Source organism: Pseudomonas sp. AF32 (genome assembly GCF_022342325.2).
GTDB classification, from domain to species: Bacteria; Pseudomonadota; Gammaproteobacteria; order Pseudomonadales; family Pseudomonadaceae; genus Aquipseudomonas; species Aquipseudomonas uvaldensis.
The window spans coordinates 12,192-35,447 of record NZ_RQJK02000037.1 but is presented as its reverse complement, the minus strand read 5'-3'; the positions used below and the strand labels follow the sequence as shown (position 1 = coordinate 35,447).

Below are 23,256 nucleotides of genomic sequence, written 5' to 3'. Positions count from 1 at the left end.
GCGCCAGGCTTCGTCCACCGTCAGCGCCGGGCGGAAGCTCTGGTAATCGATGGCAACCAGGTGGCGGTGTTCATAACGCAGGCGCAGGCAGCGGCCGGCACCGTTGTCCAGCCGGCTGATGTCGCCGTAGATGTTGCGCTGAACGCTGAGGCGGTTGTCGTAGCGGTCGCTGAGGGCGGTCAGGCGGCCGTCGCGAAAGTGCAGGAAAGGTGCGTTCTCGCCGGGCTGAGCGATGATCAGTTCGTCCGGCTCGCGGCCCAGGTAGATGGCGGCGCGGGCCAGGCTGTTGTGGATGGCCGGGCGTTGGACGCTGGGCAGCGGAAAGGTTGTGCGACGGTTTTCCTGGTCGATCCAGAGGACCTGCCCGTCCTCAAGTTCCAACCGGTGTGCCAGGGCATGGCTCCAGCCGCGCCCCAGGCCCACATCCAGCTCCACCGCGCTGGTGCGGTACAGGCGGGTGAAGACAAACGGCAAGCGGCCATCGAGGGTGCCGTCCTCCAGGGTCAGCAGTTCCTCGCCGGTGACCATGGACACCGGGCAGCCATCGGTGCGGGTCAGGGCCGCGCTGTCGGCACTGTCGCCGTTGGGGTTTTTCGATTGGGACGGGGCATCGTCGTGGGGTTCGTGCTTGCTGAGCCGCGTGGAGGCTTGGGACTTTTCCCGCGCCACTGCGGCGGGATTACTGACCGACAGCGGTGGCGAATGCTCAGGGGTGATTTCCAAAGGTCTGACAGGCGTAGGCCTCAAGGGCGCCCGCTGGGCACTGACCACCACTGGCTTCAACACATCGGCATGTTGTTCGAGCCGGGCGCTGGCGAGCTGGCCTAACCTTTGGCTCGACGCCTGTAACCAATCCCGCGCACGCCCGGACCGGATCTGATTCAGCACTTTGCCACTCATGCGCACGCCCAGGCCGAGGGCGCCGGTCAAACGAATCAGCAGGAAATTGATCAGCACCGAAGCGCGTATTTCTCCCACGACTTCGGCCAGGTACTGGGGCGGCAACATCCGCAGCCAACTGGTGAAGGCTGCCATGTGAATGAAGAGCAACGGCTCGTCGCTCAATATCATCAGGCCTTTGGCTACGGCCTCGGATGAGGCTTTCAGCAGTTGCTCAAGCTCGGTTTGGGTCAGGTATTCCAGCAGCTTTTCGCTATTAGCCTGGAGGTCCGCCAGCAACCCGAAAACCTGTTTGACGTCGTCCCACAACGCATTCAGGGCATTTTCGAGGCCGCGCCAATCGGCTTGTTGCAACAAGTCGTAGCGTTGGCGAAACCCGGCGTCGGAAAATTCCGCCCACAGCGGTTGGAATTCGTTTTCCCACTCCGCTTTCAGCCAGCCTTCCAATTCGTCGATCACGTCCTGATAGGACGCGTACAGCGCCTTGACGTGAGCAGCCGTCACATGAGGAAAAAAAGTGATGCGATATCGACGGCCCCGCCAGCACTCGGGAATTTCCAGGATGCCGTTGGGGCCGATCACGTGATGGACCGGTTCGCCGAAGGTTTCCTGCCCCGGCTCGCCTTCGATGACTGGCTCGAGCATGACCGGCGTATCACCGATCGGCACGAAACGCGCCGCCTGGAACATGTGCACCAAGGTCAGCGGACCACCCGCCGGACACGCCATCACCGTGGCGCTGACGGGCTCGTCCAGGTTCTTCGGCGCCGCGAGCGCGACCTCGTTGCCCACCCTGAAGACCTGTTCGAAATCCAGCGCCCATCCGGTCCAGAAGCTTTCAGCCCAACTGTCGTAGTCGTTCAGGCAGGCCCGAAAATCGGACAGCACCGCTTCGACATCCGGCCGCTCGGGGTCCATGGCGGCAACCATCAGCGAGCCGATGACGTTATTCAGGGCCAGGTATTTGTCGCGGACAAACATGAAGGGATCTCGCGATGCGGGGACGAACGCGAGACTCTGCCGGGGATGGCAGGGGAAATAAGCCAGATAAAGAGGCGTTGGGTGTAGGGCGATTCGGTAAATTTAATCAGGTCAATGGATTCGTTGAAACCCGACGCTGCCGAACCTCGGCAAGGGTTTTAAACAGCCTCGAATGCCCCTAACGCAAATGCTGCCTTACCGAGGCCTCGGTAGCGGAATACCCCGGGCGTTTCGAGAGTGGCCACGCATTGAGCTGATCGATGATGTAACGGGTAATCAATTCAGCGCCCTGGCTTGGCGGCCTGCGTCAGAGTGGGCACCTGTCACCCCGAAGTCCCCCCCAAAGTCGCAAGACTCCTGGCAGCCATTCAAGGCGAGCTCACACGCAGAGAAATCCAATCATCCCTCGGCCTCAAGGACGAAAAGCATTTTCGCGATGCCTATCTTCGCCCGGCGTTGGAAAACGGCATGATAGAAATGACTATCCCCGACAAGCCGCGCAGCCGCTTGCAGAAATACCGGCTCACGGCCCGCGGACGCGCGTTGCAATAGAACGAATCGGACTGCAAAGCTCTTGCGGGAGCGAGCCTGCTCGCGATAGCGGTAGCTCAGCGGCACAGATGGTGACTGACACTCCGCCATCGCGAGCAGGCTAGCTCCCACAGGGTCCGTGTAAACCGGGTAAAACCGCGGCCAGATGCCTACCCGCACTCATTCTCGAGAAATTCCCTCCAGCAATTCCCTAACCTGTCGTAATCTCGCATCTGCACACCGCTCATCCGAAAAACCGGCCCGAGATTCAATTCCGATGCCTTCTATCTACCAGCTCAAACCCGCCTTCCAGAACCTGTTGCGGCCAACGGTCCAGCGGCTTTATGACAATGGCACCACCGCCAACCAGATCACCTTGCTGGCGGGTGTGGTTTCGGCGCTGGTGGGCGCTGTCGTGGCCGGGTTTGCCCAGCACCCGTGGGTCTTCGTGCTGGTGCCGATCTGGATGTTCCTGCGCATGGCCTTGAACGCCGTGGACGGCATGCTCGCCCGGGAGTTCGGCCAGCAATCGCACTTGGGCGCGTACCTGAATGAGCTGTGCGATATCATCGCCGACGCGGCCTTGATCCTGCCTTTTGCCCTGATTCCCGATGCCAGTCTGTTGCTGGTGTTGTTGGTCACGCTGTTGGCGTTGTTCAGCGAGTACGCCGGTGTGCTGGGGGCGATGGTCGGGGCTTCGCGGCGTTATGACGGGCCGATGGGCAAGAGTGACCGGGCCTTTGTGTTTGGCGTGTTGGCGACCGGTATTGCCCTGGGTTGGCTCGGGGCGCTGTGGGTCGATGGTGTGATGGCGGTCGTGGCCGCCCTGCTGGTTTATACCTTGGTCAACCGGGTCCGTCAGGGCCTGGGCCAGGTGACGGAAAACGCTCCCTCAGCATAAAGGAACTTGCAATGCGCGAAGCTCAAAACCGGACGTTCACCACCCATGATGGCGTGGAATTGTTCTACCGGCATTGGCCGGCCGTGGCCGAAAATCCAGGCGAACCGCGCCAGGCGGTGCTGTTGTTTCACCGGGGTCACGAACACTCCGGGCGCATCGCGCACCTGGTGGATGAGCTGGACCTGCCCGGCTTCGAGTTCTTTGCCTGGGACGCCCGCGGCCACGGCCAATCCCCCGGCGAGCGGGGCGACAGCCCGAGTTTCGCCACCAGTGCGCGGGACGTGCAGACCTTCTGCGATCACATTGGCGCGGCGCATCAGATCGACGAACAGAACATCGCCGTGGTGGCGCAAAGCGTCGGCGCGGTGATCGCCTCGACTTGGGCCCACGACTACGCACCGCGCATTCGCGCCCTGGTGTTGGCGTCGCCGGCGTTCAAGGTCAAGCTCTACGTGCCGTTTGCCCGTCCGGGACTGGCGTTGATGCGCAAGTTTCGCGGCAACTTTTTCGTCAACAGTTACGTCAAGGCGAAATTCCTCAGCCACGATCCTGAGCGGGTGGCGTCCTACGACAGCGACCCGCTGATCACCAAGGCGATTTCGGTGAACGTGCTGCTGGGCCTGTACGAAGCCGCCGACCGCGTGGTGGCCGACGCCCAGGCGATCCAGGTGCCGACGCAGTTGTTGATCTCCGGCTCGGACTTCGTGGTGCACCGCAAACCCCAGGAGCAGTTCTTCGAGCGGCTGGGTAGTCTGCGCAAAGAAAAACACATCCTGCCGGGGTTCTTCCACGACACCCTGGGCGAGAAGAACCGTGGCCCGGCGATTGCCAGTGCCCGCCGCTTCATCCTGCAGAACTTCGAGCGTCCACTGGAGCGCCCTTCCCTGCTGGACGCCGATCGTATCGGTGCGACCTGCGCCGAAGCCGAGTCCCTGGCAACCCCGCTACCGCATAACTCGTTGCGCGACCTGTACTGGCGCATGACCCGCGCCAGCATGCGTTTCGGCAGCGGCTTGTCGGCCGGGGTCAAGCTGGGCTTCGACACCGGGTTCGACTCCGGCAGCACCCTGGATTACGTCTACCGCAACCGCCCCACCGGCACTTCGGCGCTGGGCCGGATGATCGACAAGAACTACCTGAACTCCATCGGCTGGCGCGGCATTCGCCAGCGCAAATTGCATGTGGAAGAACTGCTGCGCCTGGCGATGGGCAAGTTGCGCGAAGAGAACCGCGAGGTGCGCATCGTCGACATCGCCGCCGGTCATGGCCGCTACATTCTCGAAGCGTTGCAAGGCGTCAGCCCGTTGCCGGAATCGATCCTGTTGCGGGATTACAGCGACATCAACGTGCGGGACGGTAGCGCGCTGATCCTTGAAAAAGGTTTGGGCGACATCGCGCGTTTCGTCAAAGGTGATGCCTTCGACCGCCAGGATCTGGCGGCCCTGGAGCCGAAGCCGACCCTCGCGGTGGTGTCCGGTCTGTACGAGCTGTTTGCCGATAACCAGATGGTCGGCGGCTCGCTCGCTGGGCTGGCGGAAGCGGTGGAGCCCGGCGGTTTCCTGGTCTATACCGGCCAGCCGTGGCACCCGCAGCTGGAGCTGATCGCCCGCGCCCTGACCAGCCACCGCGCCGGTCAGGCTTGGGTGATGCGTCGGCGTAGCCAGGCGGAGATGGATCAGTTGGTCGAGGCGGCCGGTTTCCGCAAGATCACCTTGCGGGTCGATGAGTGGGGCATCTTCAGCGTTTCGCTGGCTCAGCGCGTGCAGTGATGAGTGCCGTCATCGCACCGACCCGCGAGCCCGCCCTGCTGAAACCGGCGGTGCTGTGGCTGCTGTTGCTGGCGCCGCTGTTCTTCAGTACCTACGGCTTCGCCACCTGGGTCACCGCCCAACGTGACGATGTCGGCACGCTGGTGTTCGGCTGGGAAAGCCATATGCCGTTCATGGCCTGGACCATCGTCCCCTACTGGTCGATCGATCTGCTGTACGGCCTGTCCCTGCTATTGCCCACCAGCCGCGACGAACTCAAGCGCCACGCCCTGCGTTTGCTCACGGCCCAGGCGATTGCCGTCAGTTGCTTTCTGCTCTGGCCGTTGCGCTTTACCTTCCCCCGCCCGGAAATGGACGGCGTGTTTGGTTGGCTGTTCGACGTGCTGGCGGGGTTCGACAAGCCGTTCAACCAGGCGCCGTCACTGCACATCGCCTTGCTGGTGATCCTCTGGGTCTGCTACCAGCGGCACCTGCAAGGTGTCTGGCGCTGGGTGATGCACGGCTGGTTCGCATTGATTGGCGTGTCGGTGCTGACGACCTATCAGCATCACTTCATTGACGTGCCCACCGGCGCGCTGGCCGGCTGGTTGTGTGTCTGGCTGTGGCCGCTGGACCGTCCCAGCCCACTGCACAGTGCTCGCCTGACAGTTGATACGAAACGCCTGCAACTGGCCCTGCGCTACGCCTTGGGCGCGGCGGCGCTGTTCATCCCGGCATTTGCCTTCGGCGGCACGTGGCTGTGGTTGATCTGGCCGGCGGTGGCGGTGCTGTGGGTGGCGCTGAACTACCTGTTGTTCGATGCCAGCGGCTTCCAGAAACGTGCCGATGGCCGATTGAGCCCAGCCGTGCGTTGGATGCTGGCGCCGTATCTGGCGGCGGCGTGGGTGAATTCTCGGTGGTGGACGCGCAAGCATCCGCGGCCGGATCACGTGGTGGATAACGTCTGGCTGGGGCGGATTCCTACCTCGTCGGAATTGAAGGATGCCACCTTTGCCGGCGTGCTCGATCTGTGTGCCGAGTTATCCATGGACAGCACCGGGATTGCCTATCGCTCGCTGCCGGTACTCGACCTCACCGCGCCGACCGCCGAGCAATGCCTGGAAGCTGCGCAAGCGATTGAAAGCCTGCGCCAGCATGGGCCGGTGCTGGTCTGCTGCGCGTTGGGCTATTCGCGCAGTGCCACGGCGCTGGCCGCGTGGCTGCTGCACAGTGGCCGGGCGGCGAGTGTCGATGAGGCCATTGCAAAGATCCAACGCGCTCGCCCCCGAGTCGTGCTGCATCAGGCGCACCGTCAGGCGCTGGAGCCGTTAGTCCATGAGCAGTGATATGGAGCTGCACAGCGTGGCGAGCCTGCTGCGCCGGGGTCAGTCGCTGGATCAGTTCTCTACCGGACTGACCTTGCTGGCGGCGCTGCTGGGATTGGGCCAGTGGCTGCTGGGCCGCATGGATCCGTGGTTGCTGCTGTTCAGCGCCGTACTGTTCACCTTGGGCGTGTTGCAAAAATACTGGGCGTTGCGCGTGGCCTTCGATGCCGATCTGTTCCAGCGCGTGGCCGACGGCACTCAGCCATTAGCCGAGCGTACCCAGGCATTGGACCAGGCCCTCGTCGCCCTCGGCTTGCAACCGGCCGGGCGTGGCGGTCGGCCTTGGAGCGAACGCCAGAACGGTGCGTTACGGCTGCTGCGCCGCCAATCGCTGGTGCTGGCCGCACAAGTTATCTTGACGCTGGGCTTCATCCTCACCAGCCCCTGGCTGGCATTTCCAGGATAAGGAATCCTCATGTTCGAACCCGTTGTCGCCAACCTCATCACTTCCGCTGCCCGCATGGTCACGGGCGCCCGCAGCCTGTGGCTCGGTTGCGCGCCGCGTCCGGTGCAGCGGATCTACTTCGCCAACCACAGCAGCCATGGCGATTTCGTGCTGCTCTGGGCGTCTCTGCCGCCGTCCCTGCGCAAGCTCACCCGGCCGGTGGCCGGGGCTGACTATTGGCAGAAGAGTCCGCTGCGCCGCTACATCATCAACCGGGTGTTCAACGGCGTGCTGGTGGACCGCGAGCGCAAGGATCCGGGGTACAACCCGCTGCAACCGATGCTCGAAGCCCTGGAAAACGGCGATTCGCTGATCATTTTCCCCGAGGGCACACGCAACCCCGACGAGGGCCTGTTGCCGTTCAAGAGCGGGATCTATCACTTGATGAAAAGCCATCCCGAGGTCGAGGTGATCCCGGTGTGGATCGCCAACCTCAACCGGGTCATGCCCAAGGGCCGTGTACTGCCGTTGCCGCTGTTGTGCACTACCAGTTTCGGTGCGCCGCTGTGCATCGAAGACGGTGAAAGCAAAGAGCAATTTCTTGAACGCAGCCGCGCCGCGCTGCTGGCACTGGCCCCGGAGCACGTCTGACATGGATCGATATACCGTGATGTTGTTCAGTGGCATCGGCGCCATTCTGGTGTTGGCTTCGCTGATCGGTTTCATCCTCAAGCTGAAGACCAAAGGCACGCCCAATTCGGTCATCGACAACCTCAACGCACGGATCAACGCCTGGTGGGTCATGGTGCTGGTGATCGGCATCGCGTTCTGGCTCGGCAATGCGGCGGTGATCCTGCTGTTCTACGCCGTGTCGTTCTATGCGCTGCGGGAGTTCATGACCCTGACGCCGACCCGGCGCAGCGACTATCCCGCTTTAGTGGCGGCGTTCTACCTGGCGCTGCCGCTGCAATACTTGCTGATCTACTCCGATTGGTATGGACTGTTTTCGATCTTTATCCCGGTGTACGTGTTCCTGCTGCTGCCGATTCTGGCGTCCCTGGGCGGCGACAGCACACACTTCCTGGAGCGAGCTTCCAAGGTCCAGTGGGGCTTGATGATCGCGGTGTTCTGCATCTCCTTCGTGCCAGCGTTGCTGACCCTGGACATCCCCGGTTTCGAAGGGCGCAACCTGCTGCTGATCGCCTACCTGGTGATCGTCGTGCAACTGTCGGATGTGTTGCAGTACGTGTGCGGCAAACTGTTCGGCAAACACAAGATCGCGCCGAACCTGTCGCCGTCGAAAACCGTCGAGGGCTTCGTCGGAGGCATTTTCCTGGCCTCGTTGATCGGCGGCGCGCTGTGGTGGATCACTCCGTTCAACCCGTGGCAGTCGTTCCTCATTGCCTTGTTGATCAACCTGCTGGGGTTTGCCGGCGGCATCGTCATGTCGGCGATCAAGCGCGACCGGGGCGTCAAGGATTGGGGACACATGATCGAGGGCCATGGGGGTATGCTCGACCGGCTGGACTCGGTGTGCTTCGCAGCGCCGATCTTCTTTCATCTGGTCCGGTATTGGTGGACCTGAAAAAAAACCCACTGAAAGTGGGCGAAGGGAAAGCAGCTATTGGCAACATCAGGCCAGTGTCAGGTTGACTGTTTGCCCGTGGCCGACGGCATGGCACTGGAGTCGACCCGGAGCTTGCGCGCTCGGGCCACGGCTCGCTCCCACTCCCGGACGTCGTGACTGCAAAAGATCTCGACGGGCTGATGCCCCCGGGACAATGCCAGCTCCCGCAAACGACGCTGGTTATGCAGGCGTGCCGGACGGTCGGTGTCCATCATGTACTGATAAAACCGCATGCCCGGTGGACAATGGCGTTCGGGTTGATGGACTTCATCGTGGAAGAAATACGCATCGCCGGCGTGAAGCATCCAGCCGCCGGGAGTGCGCAGGGCGATCCCGGCGTGACCGGCCGTATGGCCCTGCAACGGCACCAGGAAAATATCCTCTTCTTCCGCCCCGATCAGTGCCCGCACCGAGTCGAAGCCAAACCAGGTGTCGCCTTCGGTGGTGTAGAACTCCCAACTGTCCACGCCCTGCCACTGCCGGGCCTGGAACCGACGCCGACTGATCCAGGTGTTCGCGGAGCGGGCCACCGCCATCTCGTCGCGCATCACATGCACCCGCGCCTGGGGAAAATCCTGAAGCCCGCCGGCGTGGTCGAAATCCAGGTGAGTCAAGAGAATGTGCCGCACGTCATGGGCGTCGAAACCCAGGCGTCGGACCTGCTCCAGCGCCGTGAGCCGATGCTCGAACCGGATGTTGTTGAACGTGCGAAAGAAACGGCTCAGCCGCTCGGGGGTCTGGATATCCCGCTGGCCGAAGCCGGTGTCCACCAGGATCAGGCCGTTGGTGTCTGTTTCGACCAACAGGCAGTGACACACCAGGCACGCCGTCAGCCCACGACTGTAACCATCGAACAACGCCCCGCCCACCGGGCACATACAGCCGCAGTTCAGGTGATGGATGCGCATGGATGGCCTCCTTTTACGGGGTGGGGCGTTTGGTTCGGTTTTTTATGGGCTCTCTGGAATCGACTGGAAGGGGGGTGGGGAATTCAGGAAAGGCGACAGGCGGTGACAGTCTCCTACCTGTCTACCACCCCCGATTGTCCAACAACGGTTGGACAATTCTCTTCACGGATAACTGAAACGCTTCACCAGGGTCAACTCCCCCGGCGCCCGCATCGGGACCACGAACGTCTCCATTTTTTCGCTCGGCGTGCCCTCTTCCGTGATCACGGTGATCTGCGCCGTCGTCAGGGCTTGTTTCGGTTGTTCGACCTGTTCTTCGCCGTCCTCGCTTTCTTCGCTGCGGTATCCGCCGCCGTAATAGTTGACGTAGACCTGGTACTGCCCCTTGATCGGGCTGGGCATGGCGAAGATTTCCGGGCCGTAGCCGGTGGTCACGTCGACGTCGAGCACGGCGCCATTGGGGGCGACGCGGTCGCCGTACCAGATATGGGCGCCGTCGGGGGTGACGAGGTGCAGGTCCAGGTCGGTGCCGTCGCTGTCCCAGGTCAGCAGAACCCGTAGCTTGGCCGGGGTAGCGCCGCCGCTGGTGTTGAGGAACTGGGTACGGTGCCGGTGCTGGCCGTCGGGGCTGCGGACTTCGACGCTGTTGGTGCCGTTGGGGAACGAAAACGGCCGGTCAAAGCCGCCCTGCTCGTCCAGCTTCAAAGGCAGGCTCACGCCGTTGACGATGAGTTTGCCCGGCTCCCTCGTGTCCTTGGGCATGGCTTTGATCTGGCCAGTGATACGGGCGGTACTGGCCTGTCCCTGGGGTGTGTTGACCGACGAAGCCGGGTAGTTGACGGTCTGGATGAAGCTTTCGTCCTCGCCGCCCGGCGCCCCGCTGCGCCAGCCGCCGATCGGGGTGTCGAGTTTGATGCCGTCGGCAGCGACGGCCAGGGGCAACGCGGTCATGGCGCAGAGCAACAGCAAGACCTGTGGAGAACGGAGTGTCATGGTCTATTCCAGCAAGAGGTGACGGGCGAGCCCTTCGATATAGTCTTCGTCCTGGCCGTTGGGATGAGCTTCGAAGGCCAGGTGCAAATATTCATGAGTCAGGTCGAGGCGGTCCTGGAGCGACAGCACGCCCCGGACATAGATGCGCTGGCGCTCGCGGTCGACATAGGGCCGGCCGAAGGCGACGCGGCACACCGCGAAAGCACTGATTTCGTTGTAGCCCACCTCACTTTCTAGGCGGGCGCGCCAGCCTCGGCGCTGTTTGAGCAGCCAGTCCTGGGCGGCCGGCAAGGCTTCGCAGGACGCCACCGGATTGTCCCACCGGCTAAGGCTGGCACGCGGATAGGCGTGCAGCAGGATGGCGTCGTAGCGCTGTCCGGCGTTGGCTTGTTCCACCGCTTGCAGCCAGGACAGTTTGTCCGGGCCGGGTTGGTCGGAGTGGTAGGTAACATCGGTGCCGGCCAGGACCAGATCACTGGTCCATGCGGCAATAGCCCGGGCTTCGGCCGCTGCCGGGCGCGGGGCGACGCGCTGGCGGTGGCTGCTATCGTCGATGCTCAGGCAATCGCCGTTGCGCTGGGCGTTTTGCAGCAGATAGGTGCGGATCGCCACGGCCAGGGCCTTGGCTGCTTCGGCGGGCTCGGCCTTGGCTTCGCGTTGCAGGACACGGGCGACGTATTCTTCCCGGTCCAGACGCGCCACCAACTTGTCGGGCATCAGGAACAGTTCGCCGTCGCTGTGGATATCCAGCTGATTGCCGTTGGTGAACTCGACGCGGTAGTCGCCGCGCAGTTGACCCGGTGAGGCCGGCCGAGCCCCCGCCATGACTCGCTGCAACGGGTAACGGGCGAACAGGCCGACTTCCACGCAACGTCCCGTCTCCGCCGGCCATTGCACCGGCAGCGCGGTGGCCAACCCATCGCCGAAGACCTTCAGGACTTGCTGGCTGGTTCCGCGGCCGCCGGCCCACACGGGAGTGCCATCGGCCAGCCAACCGGCGAAACCGCCCTGGCGCGACGAAGGCCCCTGTTCACCCAGCCAGCTCCAGGTCTTGACCCGCAATCGACCGCCCAACTGCCCGACGAGACGACCATCGGCGGCATTGAGCGCCACGTCCAGCAGCACCCGACGGGCCTGATCCTGGGCGGGCAGCGAGCCCAATGCCTTGAGCAGTTCTGCGACGGAGACCTGCTTTTGCGGTTGCAGCGAGGGCAAGTCCAGCAACCAAGTGGGTGCCTGCCGTGCCTGCCAATAGTCACGCCAGCTCGTGGCGGTCAGCCCCAGCCGCTGCGGTTCGAAATACAGGCCGCAGGATTTCACCAGCGCCTGATCGCGCCCGATGCTCTTTCCGGCACTGCAGCAATAGACTTCTTCCTTCGACTCGCCGCGGCATTCATAGACCGGCTCGCGGGCATCGGTGTCCACCAGCCAGACGTAGACGAACAGCTTCCACAGGCTGCCCAGCGGTGTTTGCAACGTATCGGGCAATGGCTGGCGATCCAGTACCTGGACCGGGCTCACCCGCAGCAACTGGCCATCGAAGGCCAGGCGCAGCGGTTCCTCCTGCGCTGTCGCCAGCGCAGGAATCAGGCACAACAGCCACCCGAGCAGCCGCTTGCGCATGTCAGTTGACCGTAACCTGACCGAGCGCCGGTTTCTTTTCCCAAGCCTGATGCTGAGGTGCATAGACCTGAGTGAAGCGCACCGGCGGCAGGTTGAACTGGCCTTTCTGGGAGAAGCGAACCAGATGTCGCAGGCGCAGCTCGCCACTGAGGGCATCCACCGGTACTGCATAAGCCATCTGGCCCGGCTCGAAGCGCGCCTTCTCCAGGGCGGTCAACTCGCCACCGTCCTTGCCCAGCAACTGGATGCCCCAGGTGGTGCGCTCCACATCGGCGCCCGGCGGCAATGGCACCTCAAGCATGCCGTAGCGCAGCGGGGTACTGGCCTTGCTGTTGATGATCACTTCATCCAGATAGAGGCCATCGCTGGACAACGGCTTGTTGCCCACGGCTTCGAGGGTAAAGGTGTAGGCATCGCCACCCGGCACCAGCCGCGACAGGCGACGGGTGATCGACACCGCCATCGGGGCCACGGGCGGTTGCTGGCTCTGGAAGCTCAGGGCCGCCTGTAACGGCCGCTCCTGGGCACCGCTGAGGGTGAGCGTTGTCGGCACCTGCGCGCCTTGCCATTGCCAGAAGGTTTCGCCGGTGGCGCCCTGACGGGCCTTCCAGCCTTCGCCCGGCGTCAGTGCCACCGCCGGCGATGCCTGTTCGATGCTGCGTTGCAGCCAGGTCAGGGCCAACGCCCGTTCCAGGGTGGACTGTTGCGGCAGCAGGCGTTCCAGCAGGGCTGCGGAGCGGGCCTGGTCGAAGGCTTGCAACGACAGCACCAGCGCCTCGGCGAACGGCTGGGCGCTGACCTCCAGTTTCTGCTGGGCAGCGGGCAGTTGACGGCTGAAGGCATCCGGCAACGACACCTTCACCTGCTTGGCGAGGGAGGCGGCCAGTACACGGGCACTGGCCAACCCGAGGGCTGAATCCGGTGCATTCATGACCAGGCTCTCCTCGCCGTCATCCATCACGCTCTCGGCACTGTCTTCACCGGCCTTCGCCAGATCGTCCATCAGGCCGCTGACCAAGGTGTTCACCGGCAACTGCATCTGCCGGGCGAACGACAGGATCAGCGCACGCTGCAACAGCGGCGTATCGCCGGCCTGCTTGGCATAGACCTCCAGCACCCGCTGCCAGTGTTCCGGTGGCAGATTCAGGTCCAGCACCTTGCTGGCGTGCCAGTCGGCGTAATAGGCGTAAGCGGTGAGGAAGGCATCCGGCTCGCCGTCCTGGCCCCACCAGGTGAAGCTCGCCGACGGGCCGGCCATCTGCACCAGACGCAAGCGACTGTTCTGCATGATCAGGCGCAGGCGGTCGCGGGTATGCGAATCTGCGGCCAGGGTCGGGTAAGCGATGCTCAACGGCAGCAGTTGGCTGGCGGTCTGCTCGACGCCACCGTACGGGTAGCTCAACAGGTCATCCAGGGCTGAACGGAACAGCGCTTGTGGACTATCGTCCAGGCGCAGGCGGATCTCACTGGCGTCCGCAGGCAGGGTCAGCGGGGTATCGCCGGTCGCCACGTCGAGACGCTGGTTCTGGGTGACTTGCCAGCCGTTGCCGCTGGCGTTCAGGTGAACGGCCAGGGTGTCCTGGGTTTCACCGTTGAGCTGCAACTGCACGCTCAAATCGCCGTTGCTCAATTCGAGGGCCGGCAGCGCCAGGTAGTTGATGCCTTTTTTCAGGTCCGCCACTACCCGTTGCTCGGCGCCGGCGTAACGGATCAGCAGCTCGGCCTTCACAGGCTTGTCCGACTGGCTGAACGCGAACATCCCCAGTTGCGGCTTGTCGCCGGTGCGGAACCGGGTCGGACCGCTCCACTTCAGGTACAACGGTTTTTCCGAAGCGATGAATTGCTTTTTCTGGCCGACCTGACCGTCATCGGAGAGGGCACGGGCGGTGATGCGCCAGCGGGTCAGGGAGTCCGGCATCTTGAAGGTAAAGCGGGCCTTGCCGTTGGCATCGGTGACCAGTTCCGGCTGCCAGGCGGCAGTGTCCACGTCTTCGCGGCGAGGTCGTTCCAGCACTTTGACACCACGCTCGCTGCGGTTGGCCTTGCCCGGTGCACCGGGGCTGCCTGGCAGCGCCACGTCGTAGCTGATGAACGACAGGCTGGCGCTGGTGCGCACGTTGTTGCGCCGCGGGTGGTAGAAGAACTGGTCGATGGTCGGCGCCACTTCCGGTTGCAGGGCGTAAACCATTTCGTCGACGACGCTGACGGTCAGGTGCGCCGGAATCGCCTTGCCCGCGAACTGGGTGCCCAGGTCCACGGTCACGGTGTCGCCGGGCCGGTAGGTGGCTTTGTCGGTGGTGATGGCCACGTCGATCTGCGGCGCAACCACCTTGATGCCGGCGTTCTGGAAGCTGTACTGACCACCCTTGGTGTAGAGCACCGAGAAAGTCATGTTCGGCGCAAAGGCATCCTTCACCGGAATGCGGGCACGGTATTGGGTCGGGCTGAGGCTTTCCATTTTCAGCCAGTCACCGCCCTTGGACAGCAACGCCGTGGCCTCGACCTTGTCGCGCTCCAGGGACAGCAGCGCATCAGTGACCGGTTCAGGGAAGGTGATCAGCGCCAGGGCTTCATCGCCAGCCTTGTATTCAGACTTGTCGAGAACGATCTCGACGGTGCCCGGCACGGCCTTGATGCCTTCGCCGGTCACCGAGTGCCCCGTGGCGCCGATGACGCGGCCGTGGTCGTCCTTGAGGGTGAGGTTGTAGGTACCGGGACGCTCGAAGGCCACACTGAAGCCCTTGTCCTTGGCGGTCAGCTTGCCCTCGCCGGTGCTCTGGTCCTCCAGGCGCACCCAGGCGTAGCTGCCCGGCGTCACGGCCTTGCTCTGCTCGTTGCCGCCTTCGTTGACGTAGCTGAACGCAACCTTCTCGCCCGCTGCGCTGAAACGCTGGCGAGCGCTCAGGCGGAAGTTCGCGGCGCCACGGTCGATGAGGATTTCCTTGGTGGTCTTGACCCGATACGCCGCGCCATCGCTGGCAAACACGGTGAGTGTGTAGCGACTCGGCTTGTCGGCGGCCGGCAGGTCGAGGACCGCGGTGCCCTTGTCGTCGGTGGTCACTTCACTGCTGGTCAGCTCCACCGGGAATTGCCCCAGGTATTGCAGCTCATTATCTACCATCGACAGTTGCTGGGCCCGCAGGCTCAGGCTCACGGTGGCATCGACCACCGGCTTGCCGTCCGGGTAGAGCAGCACCAGCTTGCCCTTGACGGGCTCACCGGTGCGGTAATCCTGCTTGTCGAGGTTCAGGGCGATTTCGAAGTGCGGCTTGATGTACTCGGCCACACGGAAAGCGCTGCTGTAGAGCTGGTCTTTGTAGCTGAAGCGCAGCTCATAACCACCGGCCACGGCGTTTTCAGGCAACTGGAAGCGGCCTTGGGTACCGGCTTTGGAATCCAGCTTCAGGGCCAGGGTCTGCAAGGCGGTGCCAGTGGCATCGAGCACGCTGACATTCACCTCGGCCGCTGCCGGCTGCACGGAATCGCGGGCATTCTTGAATTCACGACCGACGATTTTCAGCGACACCCAGTCGCCCGGGCGATACAGCGGCCGATCAGTGAAGGCGTAGAGCTTGGTGTCGTAGATTTCGCTGTCGTAGTAGAAGTTCTCGGAGACGAATACGCCGCCCTCCTCGTCTTCGCCAATGACGAACGAGCGCTCAGGGCTGACGTGTTTGAGACGCAGCAAGCCATCTTCATCGGTGGCGCCGCTGCTCATTACACCCAGGCCATCGGTCCACAGCACGTTGACCTTGGGCACCGAGCGTCCCTCATGCTTGCGTGCGGCCCAAACCAACAGTTCATCGCCGGCAATCTTGCTGACCGCCACGGTGTTGGAGACGAAGACCATGGTGGTGGCGCGGTACTTGCCAATCAACGCTTCCACCAGGTAGAGACCAGGTTTCAGCTGACCCAGCGGGATGTAGACATTGCCCGGCGCAACGCTGACGAACTCACTGGACGAACCGGCCAGGTTGACGCCCGCCGGCGGCTGGATCGGCTTGGCCTGCCACAGTGGATAACGGAACTGGCTGACCACCGGCAAGCCGGGGATCAAGGCGAACTGTGCCGGTGCCTCGTAAGGTGTCGGCGCAACCATCGCGTCGCCCATCTTCAGTTCCGGCACTTGTTCGGTGACCTGTTGGCGGGACTCGTAGGAGAACGCCCGCTGCATCACCCGACGGGACTTGCGGTACCAGTTGTCCCACAGGTACGCGAGGGTGTTCGACAGGCCTTCGCCCTTGAATTGGCCATCGCTGACCACGCGGTGCAGGTTCTTCTGGCGCTTGAGGAAGTCCAGGGGTTTTTCGATGCGATAGACCCGGATGTCAGCGCCGCCGTAAGGCTCCATGCGGAACCGGCGATAGTCGCGTCCCGGCGCTTCGAGACGGACCATGGCCTGCTCATCGCTGGCAAAACTGCTGTCGGCCAGCAGGAAGAAGCTTTCGCCGGCCACCGGCGTGTAGCCGCTGGGCGCCACGGTGTCTTCGGCATTGACGACAGGCGCCAGCAACAGGGCAAAGAGCAGGGGCAGTTTCGAACACAAGCGCAGCATGCGGGCACCGGTCATTGGGAGAGAAAGTTGAGTCGATAGACGCCGATGAAGTTGGGGTTGGCTGCGTCGGGTATCCATCGGGTGTCCTTCCAGTTCATGAGTTGTTGCAGGCTTGCGGAACGCATGCCGTTGTCAGTGGGGGTAGTGGTGCCGGTGTGATAGGCGATGTAGCGGCCCATCCAGATCATCAGGTGCTGGTCGTCGCCCTGGTCGAAGAAGATCAGGTCGCCGGGACGGGCCTGGGAGACGTCACGGCCCACCAGGCGACTGTTGAACTGGATCAGCTTGATGGCATTGACGTAAGGCCCGACCTTGCCGCCGCCCTGCTGCCACTGCTGGGCCAGGCGCCGCTGGGCGTCGCTCAGCTCAAGTTCCGGCGGCAGGTAGCGATTGGACAGGCCGTTGCTGCGCAGCCATTTTTCGTTGTGGACCTTCAGCGCTTCGTTGGCGGCAAAACGCACCAGCCCGGCACAGTCCTGCTGATACCAGCGCGGGCTCGGGCCCCGGCTCAGTTGTTCCTGGGCGATGCGCACGAACCAGGCGCGGAAGACCTGGGATTGCTGCACGTCCAGCGCCGGTGTTTCGACGGCGAACGCAGGCCCGCCCAGCAACAGCGCCAGCATCAGCATCCAGCCGCGATTGCGGATCAGTCCTGTCACAGCGCTTTCCATTCCAGCGGCAGCCATTGCCAGTGGCCGTCCGGCTCACTGCCTTCGGGCAGCGTCAGGGCGTATTTGCCATAGCCGCCAAGGGTGCGCAGTTTCGGGATCAGGTAGGTTTGCGCGGCGTTATAGAACACCGGTTCCATGTCCTGGGGCAGGCTGTCCAGGGTTTCGCGCTGCATCAGTTGCGCCATGGCATCCGGGCCGAAGTACACCGGCATCAGCACGTCCTTGGGCAGCACGTCGGCCATGGGCGGGAAGCGCTTGTCGAGGGTGCCGAGGGCCTTCTCCACCAGCTTGTCGTCAAGGGAAAACAACAGGGTCGAACCATGACGCGCCAGGCTGACCCGCATGAACGCCTTGCCGGTAATGGCGTCCGGTTGCAACGAGTCCTTCGCCAGGTAAGGACCGAAGTTGGAGCTCACCTGACGCTGCCACTGATGCATCGAGCCTTCCTGCTTTTCCACGACCGGGAAAGCGTGTTCGGGAACGTTGTTTTCATAGGCGCCCACCATCGATCCAAACAGGCTGCCCAGGTCGGCGTCGAGCTTGCCGTCGTCTTCGTTCAGGCTCGCCACCAGTAGCGGCGTATACAGCCGCGAATCGGCGTACCAGCACAGGCCTGCCGCACCGGTCATGTGTCCGATCATGGACTGAGCGGCTTTCTCGTCGGCGCCGAGTTTGACCAGCAGTGGTTTCTGCTGTTCGGCGGCCAGGGGCAGGGAGACACAGGCGCTGGCGCCCATGGGCATGGCTTGCCAGACCGGTTTGAAATCGAAGTCGGGCTGGTTTTCCAGTTCGTCCAGGGCCAGGAAGCTGTGCCAGCCCTTGTCGTCCATGTCGAAGCGCACCCCGGCGAAATTCGGGATGAAACGCTGGTAGCCCATGGCAAGTACGCTGGCGTTGACCGAGATGCGTTGCTTGACCTCGGGCGCCTTGGGCGGCAGGCCGAAGGCTTCGGGGAAAAGTTTTTCGCCATTGAGCAAGGCGGCCAGGGCGGTGGTCGACACGCTGCCCGGTTCCTCGGACGCACCGTTGGCCGGGTCATAGAGTTTGGTCGGGTTGGACAACACCACCAACTTGTCGCCATGGGAGGCGAACACCAGGGATTTGCCGGCGTTGTAGCTCAGTTGATAGAGCGCAACGTCATCGCCGCCCACCCGCAGGTCGCTGAGCTTGCTCAACTGGGTGTCATCCAGAGCCACTTTCGCCAGCGGCTCCAGCACCTTGGCCAGCCCACCGCGGTCCATCACCAACAGGAAATCCTTGAGACGACCGTCGGCACCGCGCCACAGCGCCACATCGGCCGGCTGGTCGAACAGCTCTTCGATCAGGCTGTCCTGCAGCTTGAGATCATGCTCATAGATGATCCGGCGCAGGCTGCCGATCAGCCCGAGACGGTCGGCATGGGCCTGATAATAGAAGACGAAATCCTCGGTGAGCGTGGCCTTGAGGAACGGCACGGCCAGCAGGTCCTTGGGCAACTGGCTCAGGGAATGGGCTTCGAGCAGGCCGTCGGGACGGCTCAGACCAAGCTTTTCCAGCGCCAGCGCCATGGGCGGCGCCTTGGGCTTGTTCATGAACCAGCCCAGCCCGGCGGCGACACCGGCGACCAGGCACAGCCCGATCAGCATCGCCGGCCAGCGGCGCGCAGGTTTAGCGACAGGTGTCGGCGTGGTCGGGGAAGCAGTGTTGTCGCTCATATTCACAAGGGCCTATTCATCCGTGGAGCGGAGTACTTAATAGTTGAAAGTCTTGACCAGCAACAGGTCGCCAATGGCGCGCAGGGGCACGACAAAGGTCTCGCGTTTTTCATCGACGGTGTTTTCGTTGAGCACCAGGTTGATCTGCGAGGTGATCACCTCGTTCTGGTTGCTGTTTTCGTCGAAGTTGTAGCCGCCATCGCCGTAGTTGCCCCAGTAATTCACGTAGACCAGGTAAGTGCCGTGCATCGGCGCGGTCATGGTGAACATCTCGGGGCCGGGACCATCGACGCCATCCGGGTCCAGGCCGCCGCCATTGCTCAGCGCTGGCTGGCCAAAGAAGGCATGTTGGCCGTCCGGTGTGACGATATGCAGGTCCAGCTCGGCTTTTGGATCGTCCCAGCCCAGCACCACGCGAATCTGCGCCGGGGTTCGCAGGTTGTTGGCTTCATAGAACTGCACACGCTTGAGGGATTTACCCTCGGAGCTGCGCACTTCGACGCTGTTGGAGCCGGCACCGAATGCATACGGCCGGCCGAAACGCCCCTCGTCGTCGGTATAGAGATTCAGTGGATTGCCGTTGACCGCCAGACTGTGGGGCTGCCGGGCCGTGCCCACGTCCTTGAGCCGGCCTTCGATCATCGTGCGATTACGCTGCACGCCCCGGTCGATGGGCGGCGTGGGATAGGCCACCTGCGGATTCTCGCTGCGATCGAGCAGGCCGTTGAAGCGCCATCCGCCCACCGGCTCAGACAGTTCGGCCGAAGGCTCGGCCCACACCTGGGGCGCGCTCATCAACACGATCAATAATGAAAGAAACCGCACGAATGCCTCCTGCCATGCACAACGCAACCCGGCGCCCTTCCTCGGCGCTGTTTATCATTGTTCGGGTTTCGTCTGAAGGCCCCGCTACAAAGGGGCTATAGATGGCGCGAAGGTTAGCTATTCGGCGGACTATTCACAATCGGGAAACGCGCGAATCTGTGTGGGAAATCACGTCCTCAAGATGACGTGAGCCGAATAGCGAGGTTATTCGGCTCATTAAATGAGCCGAATACGGAAAAGCTGTACAAATTCTGAGCAATTGCGACCCGAACGCTCCCGCCCCTGATTTGCCCCAATACCCCATGTCTGCTAGTGTCGCGCCGGTTTAACAGTCAACCGGAATAGCCGCCATGGCCCGCAAAAAAGCTGCATTGGACTTCGAACAATCCCTGGCCGACCTGCAAACGCTGGTTGAACGGCTGGAGAACGGCGAATTGTCGCTGGAAGACTCGCTGACCGCCTTCGAGCAGGGTATCGGCTTGACTCGCGATTGCCAGGCAGCGCTGGCCCAGGCCGAGCAGAAGGTGCAACTGTTGCTCGAACGCGACGGCGAGCTGACCGAGGAACCTTTCGACGCGGAACAACCTGAATGATCGCCGCGTATCAGGCCAGCAGTCAGGCCCGAGTCAATGCTGCACTGCAAACCCTGTTCAGCACCCCGAGTCCGGAACTGGCGCGACTCTACGAAGCCATGCGCTACAGCGTAATGAATGGCGGCAAGCGTGTCCGCCCGCTGCTGGCCTATGCCGCGTGCGAAGCCCTCGGCGGCGTGGCCGAACAGGCCAACGGCGCGGCCTGCGCGGTGGAGTTGATCCATGCGTATTCGCTGGTCCACGACGATTTGCCAGCCATGGACGACGACGATCTGCGTCGCGGCCAGCCCACCACCCATAAGCAATTCGACGAAGCCTGCGCGATCCTGGCCGGCGACGGCTTGCAGAGCCTGGCCTTCAGCGCCCTGCTGGACCCGGCTCTGAGCGATTGCCCCGCGCAGACGCGCCTGGACATGGTCAGCACCCTGGCGCTGGCGGCAGGTCCCGCCGGGATGGTCGGCGGCCAAGCCATCGATCTTGGTTCGGTCGGCTTGAAGCTGGACCAGGATGCCCTTGAATACATGCACCGGCACAAGACCGGCGCACTGATCGAAGCCAGCGTGCGTCTCGGCGCCCTGGCCAGTGGCCGGGCCACGCCTGAGCAGCTCCAAGCCCTGCAGACTTACGCCCGGGCGATTGGCCTGGCGTTCCAGGTCCAGGACGACATTCTCGACGTCGAAAGCGATACCCAGACCCTGGGCAAGCGCCAGGGCGCCGACATCGCCCGCGACAAGCCGACCTACCCGGCCCTCCTCGGCCTCGACGCCGCCAAGGCCTACGCCCTGGAGCTGCGTGACCAGGCCCTGGCCGCGTTGCGACCGTTTGACGCGGCGGCCGAGCCACTGCGCGAACTGGCGCGCTATATCGTCGAACGACGCAGCTGACACGGGGTCAACGTTTCAGACTGCGTATCGGCCAAGTTCCGGCCAACGCGTGGGCAGCTTGCGATGCATAAGGTAAACTGCCGCCTCTTTCTATACCTATAACGATTCGCCTGATGCCCACGACGTTTCAAGAGATTCCCCGCAAACGCCCGACCACGCCCCTGCTGGACCGCGCCAACACGCCGGACGGCCTGCGTCGGTTAGGTGAAGCCGAGCTGGAAACCCTGGCCGATGAGCTGCGCCTGGAACTGCTCTACACGGTCGGCCAGACCGGTGGGCACTTCGGTGCCGGCCTGGGCGTCATCGAACTGACCATCGCGCTGCATTACGTGTTCGACACCCCGGACGACCGGCTGGTGTGGGACGTCGGCCATCAGGCCTACCCGCACAAGATCCTCACCGGTCGTCGCGAGCGCATGAACACCTTGCGCCAGAAAGGCGGCATCGCCGCGTTCCCGCGACGCTCCGAGAGCGAATACGACACCTTCGGCGTTGGCCATTCCAGCACGTCCATCAGTGCCGCCCTGGGCATGGCGATTGCCGCCCGGTTGCAGAACAGCGAGCGCAAGGCGATTGCCGTGATCGGTGACGGCGCGCTGACGGCCGGCATGGCCTTCGAGGCGCTGAACCATGCGCCGGAAGTCGACGCCAACATGCTGGTGATCCTCAACGACAACGACATGTCGATCTCGCGCAACGTCGGTGGATTGTCCAATTATCTGGCGAAGATTCTCTCCAGCCGCACCTATGCGAGCATGCGCGAAGGCAGCAAGAAGGTCCTGTCGCGCCTGCCCGGCGCCTGGGAAATAGCCCGCCGCACCGAGGAATATGCCAAGGGCATGTTGGTACCCGGCACACTGTTCGAAGAGCTGGGCTGGAACTACATCGGCCCCATCGACGGCCACGACCTGCCCACGCTGATCGCCACCCTGCGCAACATGCGTGATCTCAAGGGGCCGCAGTTTCTGCACGTGGTCACCAAGAAAGGCAAAGGCTTCGCCCCGGCGGAAGTCGACCCCATCGGTTACCACGCCATCACCAAGCTGGAACCGCTGGACGCCCCCGCCGCCGCGCCGAAAAAGGCCAGCGGCCCGAAATATTCCGGCGTGTTCGGCCAGTGGCTGTGCGACATGGCTGCGGCCGACGAGCGCCTGGTGGGCATCACCCCGGCGATGAAGGAAGGTTCGGATCTGGTGGCCTTCAGCGAACGCTACCCACAGCGCTACTTCGACGTGGCGATTGCCGAGCAGCACGCCGTGACCCTCGCCGCCGGCATGGCCTGCGAAGGCGCCAAACCCGTGGTGGCGATCTATTCGACCTTCCTGCAGCGCGGCTACGATCAGTTGGTCCATGACGTGGCGGTGCAGAACCTCGACGTGCTGTTCGCCATCGACCGCGCCGGCCTGGTGGGTGAAGACGGCCCGACCCATGCCGGCAGCTTCGATCTTTCGTTCCTGCGTTGCATCCCGGGCATGCTGGTGATGACCCCGAGCGACGAAAACGAACTGCGCAAGATGCTCACCACGGGTCACCTGTTCAACGGCCCCGCTGCCGTGCGCTACCCACGCGGCAGCGGCCCGAACGCGACCATCGATCCTGGCCTGGAACCCATCGAGATCGGCAAGGGCGTCATCCGCCGCCGGGGCAAGCAGACGGCTCTGCTGGTGTTCGGCGTGCAACTGGCCGAAGCCTTGAAAGTCGCCGAAACCCTGGATGCCACCGTGGTGGACATGCGTTTCGTCAAACCTTTGGATGAAGCCCTGGTGCGCGAGATGGCCGACAGCCATGAATTGCTGGTGACCATCGAGGAAAACGCCATCATGGGCGGCGCCGGCGCCGCGGTCAGCGAATACCTGGCCCGGGAGAACATCCTCAAGCCGGTGCTGCACCTGGGCCTGCCGGACATCTACGTCGAGCACGCCAAGCCTGCACAGATGCTGGCTGAATGCGGACTGGATGAAGCCGGGATCGAAGCATCGGTGCGCCAGCGGTTGCAGTTGCTGGGCCGCTAATCCAAACGACACAAAGAACCTGTGGGAGCGAGCCTGCTCG

18 protein-coding genes are annotated in these 23,256 nt (G+C 63.2%); 10 read left to right on the top strand and 8 right to left on the bottom strand.

All coding sequences use genetic code 11. The features are described from left to right. Window positions 1-1,881, bottom strand: a 1,881-nt coding sequence (locus EGM97_RS25595; protein WP_477788879.1) for a DUF6531 domain-containing protein, incomplete at its 3' end; no start/stop codon positions are given. Between the two features lie 312 nt (window positions 1,882-2,193). Here EGM97_RS25595 and EGM97_RS25590 point away from each other — a divergent pair. The 7 genes from EGM97_RS25590 to EGM97_RS25560 all read left to right on the top strand — a co-directional run bounded on the left by EGM97_RS25590 (window position 2,194) and on the right by EGM97_RS25560 (window position 8,416). Continuing rightward, the gene (locus tag EGM97_RS25590) at window positions 2,194-2,433 is read left to right on the top strand and encodes a Fic family protein (protein ID WP_477788878.1); all 240 of its coding nucleotides are present in this window, start codon (window positions 2,194-2,196) and stop codon (window positions 2,431-2,433) included. A gap of 256 nt (window positions 2,434-2,689) precedes the next feature. Beyond that, window positions 2,690-3,313 carry a CDP-alcohol phosphatidyltransferase family protein gene (locus tag EGM97_RS25585; protein WP_238963049.1) on the top strand — a complete coding sequence of 208 codons (624 nt, stop codon included), beginning with the start codon at window positions 2,690-2,692 and terminating at the stop codon, window positions 3,311-3,313. Window positions 3,314-3,324: 11 nt separating this feature from the next. Next, entirely contained in the window at window positions 3,325-5,082 is a 1,758-nt protein-coding gene (locus tag EGM97_RS25580; protein WP_238963048.1) for a bifunctional alpha/beta hydrolase/class I SAM-dependent methyltransferase, read from the top strand. Then, window positions 5,082-6,407: a phosphatase PAP2/dual specificity phosphatase family protein gene (locus tag EGM97_RS25575; protein ID WP_238963047.1), complete on the top strand. Its 1,326-nt coding sequence runs from the start codon at window positions 5,082-5,084 to the stop codon at window positions 6,405-6,407. Before EGM97_RS25580 ends, EGM97_RS25575 begins: the two co-directional genes overlap by 1 nt. Further along, window positions 6,397-6,852, top strand: a complete 456-nt coding sequence (locus EGM97_RS25570) for a hypothetical protein (RefSeq protein WP_238963046.1) — start codon at window positions 6,397-6,399, stop codon at window positions 6,850-6,852. Before EGM97_RS25575 ends, EGM97_RS25570 begins: the two co-directional genes overlap by 11 nt. Before the next feature lie 9 nt (window positions 6,853-6,861). Next, a complete protein-coding gene (locus tag EGM97_RS25565) occupies window positions 6,862-7,482 on the top strand; it encodes a lysophospholipid acyltransferase family protein (protein WP_238963045.1) in 621 nt (206 codons plus the stop codon). Window position 7,483: 1 nt separating this feature from the next. Beyond that, a complete protein-coding gene (locus tag EGM97_RS25560; RefSeq protein WP_238963044.1) occupies window positions 7,484-8,416 on the top strand; it encodes a phosphatidate cytidylyltransferase in 933 nt (310 codons plus the stop codon). 59 nt (window positions 8,417-8,475) lie between these two features. Here EGM97_RS25560 and EGM97_RS25555 read toward each other — a convergent pair whose 3' ends face one another. The 7 genes from EGM97_RS25555 to EGM97_RS25525 all read right to left on the bottom strand — a co-directional run bounded on the left by EGM97_RS25555 (window position 8,476) and on the right by EGM97_RS25525 (window position 19,697). Then, entirely contained in the window at window positions 8,476-9,366 is an 891-nt protein-coding gene (locus EGM97_RS25555; protein WP_238963043.1) for an MBL fold metallo-hydrolase, read from the bottom strand. Window positions 9,367-9,528: 162 nt separating this feature from the next. After that, complete coding sequence (locus EGM97_RS25550) at window positions 9,529-10,359, bottom strand: YfaP family protein (protein WP_238963042.1); 831 nt, start codon at window positions 10,357-10,359, stop codon at window positions 9,529-9,531. 3 nt (window positions 10,360-10,362) lie between these two features. Continuing rightward, window positions 10,363-11,982 (bottom strand): DUF2300 domain-containing protein, encoded by a 1,620-nt coding sequence (locus tag EGM97_RS25545; RefSeq protein WP_238963041.1) that lies wholly within the window; start codon window positions 11,980-11,982, stop codon window positions 10,363-10,365. A 1-nt stretch (window position 11,983) separates the two neighbouring features. Beyond that, entirely contained in the window at window positions 11,984-16,552 is a 4,569-nt protein-coding gene (locus EGM97_RS25540) for an alpha-2-macroglobulin family protein (protein WP_238963053.1), read from the bottom strand. After that, on the bottom strand, window positions 16,549-17,208 hold the full coding sequence (locus EGM97_RS25535) for a DUF1175 domain-containing protein (protein WP_477788877.1): 660 nt from the start codon (window positions 17,206-17,208) through the stop codon (window positions 16,549-16,551). Before EGM97_RS25535 ends, EGM97_RS25540 begins: the two co-directional genes overlap by 4 nt. Then, a complete protein-coding gene (locus tag EGM97_RS25530; protein WP_238963040.1) occupies window positions 17,193-18,902 on the bottom strand; it encodes a DUF2138 domain-containing protein in 1,710 nt (569 codons plus the stop codon). The genes EGM97_RS25535 and EGM97_RS25530 overlap by 16 nt, the downstream gene beginning before the upstream one ends. A 36-nt stretch (window positions 18,903-18,938) precedes the next feature. Next, a complete protein-coding gene (locus tag EGM97_RS25525) occupies window positions 18,939-19,697 on the bottom strand; it encodes a YfaP family protein (RefSeq protein WP_238963051.1) in 759 nt (252 codons plus the stop codon). 380 nt (window positions 19,698-20,077) lie between these two features. On the opposite strand from EGM97_RS25525, the gene EGM97_RS25520 reads away from it, so the two are divergent. The 3 genes from EGM97_RS25520 to dxs all read left to right on the top strand — a co-directional run bounded on the left by EGM97_RS25520 (window position 20,078) and on the right by dxs (window position 23,216). Then, window positions 20,078-20,320: an exodeoxyribonuclease VII small subunit gene (locus EGM97_RS25520; RefSeq protein ID WP_003185917.1), complete on the top strand. Its 243-nt coding sequence runs from the start codon at window positions 20,078-20,080 to the stop codon at window positions 20,318-20,320. Further along, window positions 20,317-21,204, top strand: a complete 888-nt coding sequence (ispA, locus tag EGM97_RS25515) for a (2E,6E)-farnesyl diphosphate synthase (RefSeq protein ID WP_238963039.1) — start codon at window positions 20,317-20,319, stop codon at window positions 21,202-21,204. Before EGM97_RS25520 ends, ispA begins: the two co-directional genes overlap by 4 nt. A 113-nt stretch (window positions 21,205-21,317) precedes the next feature. After that, window positions 21,318-23,216, top strand: coding sequence for a 1-deoxy-D-xylulose-5-phosphate synthase (dxs, locus tag EGM97_RS25510; protein WP_238963038.1), 1,899 nt, complete (start codon window positions 21,318-21,320; stop codon window positions 23,214-23,216). The last annotated feature ends 40 nt before the right edge of the window (window positions 23,217-23,256 follow it).

Coding starts and splice junctions, on each gene's coding strand:
- EGM97_RS25560 (WP_238963044.1), top strand. CDS start 7,484: ATGGATCGATATACCGTGATGTTGTTCAGTGGCATCGGCGCCATTCTG.
- EGM97_RS25545 (WP_238963041.1), bottom strand. CDS start 11,982: ATGCGCAAGCGGCTGCTCGGGTGGCTGTTGTGCCTGATTCCTGCGCTG.
- EGM97_RS25530 (WP_238963040.1), bottom strand. CDS start 18,902: ATGAGCGACAACACTGCTTCCCCGACCACGCCGACACCTGTCGCTAAA.
- dxs (WP_238963038.1), top strand. CDS start 21,318: ATGCCCACGACGTTTCAAGAGATTCCCCGCAAACGCCCGACCACGCCC.
- EGM97_RS25555 (WP_238963043.1), bottom strand. CDS start 9,366: ATGCGCATCCATCACCTGAACTGCGGCTGTATGTGCCCGGTGGGCGGG.
- EGM97_RS25585 (WP_238963049.1), top strand. CDS start 2,690: ATGCCTTCTATCTACCAGCTCAAACCCGCCTTCCAGAACCTGTTGCGG.
- EGM97_RS25570 (WP_238963046.1), top strand. CDS start 6,397: ATGAGCAGTGATATGGAGCTGCACAGCGTGGCGAGCCTGCTGCGCCGG.
- EGM97_RS25550 (WP_238963042.1), bottom strand. CDS start 10,359: ATGACACTCCGTTCTCCACAGGTCTTGCTGTTGCTCTGCGCCATGACC.
- ispA (WP_238963039.1), top strand. CDS start 20,317: ATGATCGCCGCGTATCAGGCCAGCAGTCAGGCCCGAGTCAATGCTGCA.
- EGM97_RS25575 (WP_238963047.1), top strand. CDS start 5,082: ATGAGTGCCGTCATCGCACCGACCCGCGAGCCCGCCCTGCTGAAACCG.
- EGM97_RS25535 (WP_477788877.1), bottom strand. CDS start 17,208: ATGGAAAGCGCTGTGACAGGACTGATCCGCAATCGCGGCTGGATGCTG.
- EGM97_RS25525 (WP_238963051.1), bottom strand. CDS start 19,697: ATGAGCGCGCCCCAGGTGTGGGCCGAGCCTTCGGCCGAACTGTCTGAG.
- EGM97_RS25540 (WP_238963053.1), bottom strand. CDS start 16,552: ATGACCGGTGCCCGCATGCTGCGCTTGTGTTCGAAACTGCCCCTGCTC.
- EGM97_RS25520 (WP_003185917.1), top strand. CDS start 20,078: ATGGCCCGCAAAAAAGCTGCATTGGACTTCGAACAATCCCTGGCCGAC.
- EGM97_RS25565 (WP_238963045.1), top strand. CDS start 6,862: ATGTTCGAACCCGTTGTCGCCAACCTCATCACTTCCGCTGCCCGCATG.
- EGM97_RS25580 (WP_238963048.1), top strand. CDS start 3,325: ATGCGCGAAGCTCAAAACCGGACGTTCACCACCCATGATGGCGTGGAA.